General features: G+C 68.0%; 14 protein-coding genes. All 14 read left to right on the top strand.

Annotation, left to right across the window (positions count from 1 at the left end):
- A partial coding sequence (gene tuf, locus VFE05_16130) for an elongation factor Tu (protein HET6231602.1) occupies window positions 1-199 on the top strand: 199 nt, incomplete at its 5' end.
- 109 nt (window positions 200-308) lie between these two features.
- Window positions 309-617, top strand: coding sequence for a 30S ribosomal protein S10 (gene rpsJ / locus VFE05_16125; protein HET6231601.1), 309 nt, complete (start codon window positions 309-311; stop codon window positions 615-617).
- A gap of 10 nt (window positions 618-627) precedes the next feature.
- Window positions 628-1,245 carry a 50S ribosomal protein L3 gene (rplC, locus tag VFE05_16120; GenBank protein ID HET6231600.1) on the top strand — a complete coding sequence of 206 codons (618 nt, stop codon included), beginning with the start codon at window positions 628-630 and terminating at the stop codon, window positions 1,243-1,245.
- 12 nt (window positions 1,246-1,257) lie between these two features.
- Window positions 1,258-1,899 (top strand): 50S ribosomal protein L4, encoded by a 642-nt coding sequence (gene rplD / locus VFE05_16115; GenBank protein HET6231599.1) that lies wholly within the window; start codon window positions 1,258-1,260, stop codon window positions 1,897-1,899.
- Complete coding sequence (gene rplW, locus VFE05_16110; GenBank protein ID HET6231598.1) at window positions 1,892-2,182, top strand: 50S ribosomal protein L23; 291 nt, start codon at window positions 1,892-1,894, stop codon at window positions 2,180-2,182. Before rplD ends, rplW begins: the two co-directional genes overlap by 8 nt.
- 4 nt (window positions 2,183-2,186) lie before the next feature.
- Complete coding sequence (rplB, locus tag VFE05_16105) at window positions 2,187-3,029, top strand: 50S ribosomal protein L2 (protein ID HET6231597.1); 843 nt, start codon at window positions 2,187-2,189, stop codon at window positions 3,027-3,029.
- A 159-nt stretch (window positions 3,030-3,188) separates the two neighbouring features.
- Window positions 3,189-3,476: a 30S ribosomal protein S19 gene (rpsS, locus tag VFE05_16100; protein ID HET6231596.1), complete on the top strand. Its 288-nt coding sequence runs from the start codon at window positions 3,189-3,191 to the stop codon at window positions 3,474-3,476.
- A gap of 25 nt (window positions 3,477-3,501) precedes the next feature.
- Window positions 3,502-3,852, top strand: a complete 351-nt coding sequence (gene rplV / locus VFE05_16095) for a 50S ribosomal protein L22 (GenBank protein ID HET6231595.1) — start codon at window positions 3,502-3,504, stop codon at window positions 3,850-3,852.
- Window positions 3,853-3,854: 2 nt separating this feature from the next.
- Window positions 3,855-4,514, top strand: a complete 660-nt coding sequence (gene rpsC / locus VFE05_16090; protein ID HET6231594.1) for a 30S ribosomal protein S3 — start codon at window positions 3,855-3,857, stop codon at window positions 4,512-4,514.
- Window positions 4,515-4,528: 14 nt separating this feature from the next.
- Window positions 4,529-5,014 (top strand): 50S ribosomal protein L16, encoded by a 486-nt coding sequence (gene rplP, locus VFE05_16085; GenBank protein ID HET6231593.1) that lies wholly within the window; start codon window positions 4,529-4,531, stop codon window positions 5,012-5,014.
- Window positions 5,011-5,217, top strand: coding sequence for a 50S ribosomal protein L29 (gene rpmC / locus VFE05_16080; protein HET6231592.1), 207 nt, complete (start codon window positions 5,011-5,013; stop codon window positions 5,215-5,217). The genes rplP and rpmC overlap by 4 nt, the downstream gene beginning before the upstream one ends.
- Entirely contained in the window at window positions 5,217-5,501 is a 285-nt protein-coding gene (rpsQ, locus tag VFE05_16075; protein HET6231591.1) for a 30S ribosomal protein S17, read from the top strand. Before rpmC ends, rpsQ begins: the two co-directional genes overlap by 1 nt.
- A gap of 71 nt (window positions 5,502-5,572) precedes the next feature.
- Window positions 5,573-5,941, top strand: coding sequence for a 50S ribosomal protein L14 (rplN, locus tag VFE05_16070; protein ID HET6231590.1), 369 nt, complete (start codon window positions 5,573-5,575; stop codon window positions 5,939-5,941).
- Window positions 5,941-6,074: KOW motif-containing protein (locus tag VFE05_16065; protein HET6231589.1), on the top strand; the 134-nt coding region annotated here is incomplete at its 3' end. The genes rplN and VFE05_16065, both read left to right, overlap by 1 nt.

The following is a 6,074-nucleotide window of genomic DNA, read 5'->3' as shown; positions in this document are numbered from 1 at the left end:
GCAGTTCTACTTCCGCACGACGGACGTGACCGGGTCGGCCGCGCTGCCCGAGGGCGTGGAGATGGTGATGCCGGGCGACAACGTGCAGATGGTGGTGGAGCTGATCACGCCGATCGCGATGGAGAAGGAGCTTCGCTTCGCGATCCGCGAGGGCGGCCGCACCGTCGGCGCAGGCGTCGTCACCGAGATCGTCGAGTAGCCAGTTGGCGGCAGGCCGCGCAGGCGGCGGAGACGAGCTTCTCCGCCGCCTGCGCGTCCGATCCCAGGGCTTTTTCTTAACCGTCAACTGACCACGAAGGCATCGACTCATGGCAGGCAAGATCCGTATCCGGCTGAAGGGCTTCGATCACGCGGTGATCGACCAGACCACGGCCGACATCGTCCGCACGGCGGAGAAGACCGGCGCCCGCATCAGCGGCCCGATCCCGCTCCCCACGCGTACGCAGCGGTGGACCGTCCTTCGCTCCCCGCACGTGGACAAGAAGAGCCGCGAGCAGTTCGAGCTGAAGACGCACAAGCGCGTCATCGACATTCTGGACTCGCGCCCGCAGACGGTCGACGCGTTGACGAAGCTGGATCTTCCGGCCGGCGTCGACGTCGAGATCAAGGTCGACTGAGGAGGATGTGATGTCTGGAATCATCGGCAAGAAGCTGGGCATGACCCAGATCTTCGACGAAGCGGGCGCCGTGGTGCCCGTGACCGTCATCGAGGCGGGGCCCTGCCCCGTCGTTCAGGTCCGCACCGCGGACAAGGACGGCTACGAAGCCGTCCAGCTCGGCTTCGGCGCCCAGAAGGCGCGTCGCGTGAGCAAGGCAGAGGCCGGCCACGCCGCGAAGGCGGGGCTCGAGAGCGCCCCGGCCATCCTGCGCGAGTTCGACTTCGAGCAGGCCCCCGAGGTCGGCGCGAACGTGACCGTGGACGCCTTCGAGCGCGGGCTGCGCATCAAGGTCACCGGCACCACCAAGGGCCGCGGCTTCCAGGGCGTGGTCAAGCGCCACGGCTTCGGCGGCGGGCGTGCCTCGCACGGCGCCACCCGCGTGCACCGCGCCCCCGGCTCCATTGGCGCGGGCACCAACCCGTCGCGCGTCATCAAGGGCAAGCGCATGCCCGGCCACATGGGCAACGTGCAGCAGACCGTGCGCAACCTGCTGGTCGCCAAGGTCGATGCCGAGCGCAACCTGCTGTACGTGCGCGGAGCCGTTCCGGGCCCCGTGAATGGGTTCGTTTTCATCACGAAGCAATAGGGGTCCCCGACCATGCTCAACGCACGGTACTTCACCGCCGCCGGCGAGGCGGGCGAGCCCGTCCAGCTCCCGGAGGAGCTGTTCGACGGCTTCGTCCACGAGGCGGCGCTGCACCAGACGATCAAGGCGTACCTGGCCAACCAGCGCCACGGCAACGCCAGCACCAAGACCCGCGCCTTCGTCTCGGGCGGCGCCCGCAAGCCGTGGCGCCAGAAGGGCACCGGCCGCGCGCGCCAGGGCTCGATCCGCGCCCCGCACTGGCGCGGCGGCGGCATCGTCTTCGGCCCGCACCCGCGCTCGTATCGGCAGGACGTGCCCAAGAAGGTCCGCCAGCTGGCCCGCCGCTCGGCGTTCAGCTCGCGCGCCCTGCAGGACCAGGTGGTGGTCATCGAGCGCTTTGACTTCGACGCGCCCAAGACCAGCCACATGGCCGAGCTGGTGGCGAAGATGGGCGGCGAGCGCCGCGTGCTGGTGCTCACGCAGGGCAGCAACGAGAAGGTGGTCCTCTCGGCCCGTAACCTTCCCGACGTCGACGTGATGCCGATGGCCCTGGCCTCGGCGTACGACGTGCTCCGCGCCAAGCTCCTCGTCATCGAGGCCGACGCGCTGCGCCCGGCCGGCGCCGCACAGGAAGCCGAGGTGGCCAATGCGTAAGGTGCACGAGATCCTGGTCAAGCCCATCGTGACCGAGAAGAGCCACGACCAGCTGGACCGCCTGGGCGCCTACACCTTCGTGGTGGCCAAGGACGCCAACAAGATCGAGATCGCCGGCGCGGTCGAGAAGCAGTTCAACGTGAAGGTCGCCAACGTCCGCACCATGCACTACGCGGGCAAGGAGCGCCGCGTCGGCAAGTACACCGGGCGGAAGGCTTCTTGGAAGAAGGCGGTCGTCACGCTGGCGGCAGGCGACACCATCGAGCTTTTTGAAGGAGTCTAAAGCCATGCCGACCAAGCAGTTCAAGCCGGTCACGGCCGGCACGCGCTTCCGCGCCATCAACACGTTCAGCGAGATCACGCACGACGGGCGCCCCGAGAAGGCGCTCACCGAGAAGATCTCCAAGAGCGGCGGACGCAACCACCACGGCCGCATCACGTCGCGCCGTCGCGGTGGCGGCCACAAGCGGATCTACCGGATCATCGACTTCAAGCGCAACAAGGCCGGCGTCGTGGGCCGCGTGGCGACCATCGAGTACGATCCGAACCGCACCGCCAACATCGCGCTGATCCACTATTCGGACGGCGAGAAGCGCTACATCCTGCACCCGCGCAACCTGAAGGTGGGCGACGAGGTGGTGGCCGGGAGCGGGTCGGACATCCGCACCGGCAACTCCATGCCGCTCTCCGAGATCCCGCTGGGCACCACGGTGCACAACGTGGAGCTGCGTCCGGGCAAGGGCGGCCAGATGGCCCGCTCAGCCGGCGCCGGCGTGCAGATCGCGGCCAAGGAGGGCGAGTACGTCACCCTCCGCATGCCCAGCACCGAGGTGCGCCTGGTGCGCCGCGAGTGCATGGCCACCATCGGGCAGGTCGGCAACGTCGACCACGAGCTGCAGTCGGTGGGCAAGGCCGGCGCCAACCGCTGGAAGGGCAAGCGCCCCAAGGTGCGCGGCGTCGCCATGAACCCCGTCGACCACCCCCTGGGCGGCGGCGAGGGCAAGACGTCCGGCGGCCGTCCCCCGGTCTCGCCGTGGGGCAAGCGCGAGGGCGTGAAGACGCGCAAGAACAAGAAGTCGTCGAACCGCCTGATCGTCCGCGGCCGCAAGCGCGGCCGGGCGACCAAGTAGCAGGGCAGGGCCGCGGCGTCCGCTCGGGCGCCGCGGCAGGCCGTCTTTTCAGGGGCGGGGGGCGCAGGCCCTTCTATCCCGAATCGCGTCCACCACTGGATTCCACGTGGACTCCACCCGCGGGACTGAAACCGCGGGTCCGACTAAGAGCGAGAGGAAATGCCAAGAAGCCTCAAGAAAGGGCCCTTCGTAGAGGAGAGCCTCCTCAAGAAGGTCCGCGCGATGAACGAGCGCAGCGAGAAGCGGGTCGTCAAGACCTGGTCGCGCAGCTCCACCATCACGCCGGACTTCATCGGCCACACCCTGGCCGTGCACAACGGGAACAAGTTCATCCCGGTGTACCTCACGGAGAACATGGTCGGGCACAAGCTCGGCGAGTTCGCCCCGACCCGCATGTTCCGCGGGCACGGCGGCAAGCTCGTCGACAAGCGTGCCAAGGCCCGCTAAACACGAGCCCAAGGAGATATCAATCATGCAAGCTCGTGCAACGGCCAACGGCGTCGGCATGTCGCCGCGCAAGATGCGCCTCGTGATGGACCTGATCCGCGGCCGCGGGGTCAACGAGGCCTATTCGATCCTCAAGTTCTCGAAGAAGGCGTCGACCACGCCGATCGAGAAGCTCCTGCGGTCCGCAGTCGCCAACGCGCGGCAGAAGGCGGACGCCACGGGCTCCTTCCTGGACGAGGACGACCTGGTGGTTCGTGAAGCGTACGTCAACGGCGGCCCCGTGCTGAAGCGGTTCTCGCCGCGCGCCATGGGCCGCGCGACGCCGATCATCAAGCGGACCAGCCACGTCACCATCATCGTCGACCGCAAGGAGTAGCCGTGGGACAGAAGACTCACCCCATCGGGTTCCGTCTCGGAATCGTCGCTACGTGGAAGTCGCGCTGGTACGCCGAGCGCAACTTCCCGCAGCTTCTCATGGAAGACGAGAAGATCCGCAAGTACCTGAACCAGCGCCTGGGGCATGCCTCCATCTCCGAGATCGAGATCGAGCGCAAGCCGGGCAAGGTGATCATCACCGTGCACACCGCCCGTCCGGGCGTGGTGATCGGCAAGGGCGGCAGCGAGGTGGACAAGCTCCGCGACGAGCTGGGCCGCCTCAGCAAGGGCGAGGTGGCGATCAACGTCGAGGAGGTCAAGCGCCCCGAGATCGAGGCGCAGCTCGTCGCCGACAGCATCGCCCACCAGCTGGTGCAGCGCGTCTCGTTCCGCCGCGCCATGAAGCGCTCGGTGCAGAACGCCATGCGCGCCGGCGCCGAGGGCATCAAGGTGCAGCTGGCCGGCCGCCTCAACGGCGCCGAGATCGCACGGACCGAGGGGTACAAGGAGGGGCGCATCCCGCTCCAGACCCTGCGCGCCGACATCAACTACGCACAGTCGACCGCCCGCACCACCTACGGCACCATCGGGGTGAAGGTGTGGGTGTTCAAGGGCGAGGTCGTCGAGAACCGCCGCGGCCGCACGTACTCGTCGGACGCCTGAGAGGATAGACAACCATGCTCGCTCCCAAGAGAGTAAAGTTCCGCAAGCAGATGAAGGGCCGCATGCGTGGCAAGGCCACGCGCGGCAACTACGTCGCTTTCGGCGACTACGGCCTGCAGGCGCTCGAGCCCGGCTGGATCAGCAACCGCTCGATCGAGGCCGCCCGTATCGCCATGACCCGCCACATCAAGCGTGGCGGCAAGGTCTGGATCCGGATCTTCCCGGACAAGTCGATCACGAAGAAGCCGCTCGAGGTGCGCATGGGCAAGGGCAAGGGCAACCCCGAAGGATGGGTCGCCGTGGTCAGGCCCGGCCGCATCATGTTCGAGCTGGAGGGCGTGGCCCCCGACGTCGCGAAGCGCGCGCTGTCGCTGGCCGCCGCCAAGCTGCCGGTGAAGTGCAAGATCGTGGTGCGCGAGCACGTGGAGGCCGCAGCGGCCGCCGCGTCCTCGGAGAGCGCCGCGCCGATGGCCGCCGCCGCCCAGGGAGGTGAAGCGTGAACGGCACCGAGATCCGTGAGATGACCACGCAGGAGATCGAGGAGCGCATCGAGCAGCTCCAGGAGGAGCAGTTCCGCCTGCGGTTCCGCTCGGCCACGCAGCAGCTCGAGAGCCCGATCCTGCTCCGCACCATCCGCCGCGACGTCGCCCGTCTGAAGACGGTGCTGGGCGAGCGGAACACCGCGACCCAGGACGCCCGCTGATGAACGCCGAGAACAACGAGACCGCAGCCCAGGAGCGCGGCCGCCGGAAGACGCGTACGGGCGTCGTGGTGTCCGACCGCATGGACAAGACCGTGGTGGTGGTGGTCGAGCGCCGCTACGCCCACCCGCTGTACGGCAAGCAGGTGACGCGCACCAAGAAGTACCACGCCCACGACGAGAACAACGACTACCACGTGGGCGACGTGGTCCGCATCACCGAGACGCGGCCCCTCAGCAAGCTGAAGCGCTGGCGCGTCAGCGAAGTCATCGAGCGGGCGAGATAATTCAGCGGGGCGGCGCCGCGCGGGCCTGAACCTGGCCCGCGCGCGCGGCTCTCGGCTTAACCGGGGAAACCATGCTACAGCAAGAGTCGATGGTCAGGATCGCGGACAACAGCGGCGCCAAGCGCGCCCTGGTGATCCGCGTGCTGGGCGGGAGCAAGCGGCGCTACGCCTCCATCGGTGACATCGTCATCGTGGCGGTCAAGGACGCGCTTCCCGACGGCACCGTGAAGAAGGGCGACGTGGCGAAGGCGGTGGTCGTGCGCACCACCAGCAACGTGCGCCGCAAGGACGGCTCGTACATCAAGTTCGACGAGAACGCGGCCGTCATCATCAACGACGCGGGCGAGCCCCGCGCCACGCGTATCTTCGGCCCGGTGGGCCGCGAGCTGCGCGACAAGAAGTTCATGCGCATCGTCTCTCTCGCCCCTGAGGTTCTGTGATGAGTGGTCTACGAATCAAGAAGGGCGACCGGGTCCGCGTGCTCACCGGCAAGGACCGCGGCAAGGAAGGCAACGTCACGCGCGTGCTGCCCGAGAAGGCGAAGGTCATCGTCGACGGTGTCAACGTCGCGAA

This window comes from Longimicrobiaceae bacterium, from assembly GCA_035696245.1.
Classification (GTDB): domain Bacteria; phylum Gemmatimonadota; class Gemmatimonadetes; order Longimicrobiales; family Longimicrobiaceae; genus DASRQW01.
This window is presented reverse-complemented; position numbering and strand designations above follow the sequence as displayed.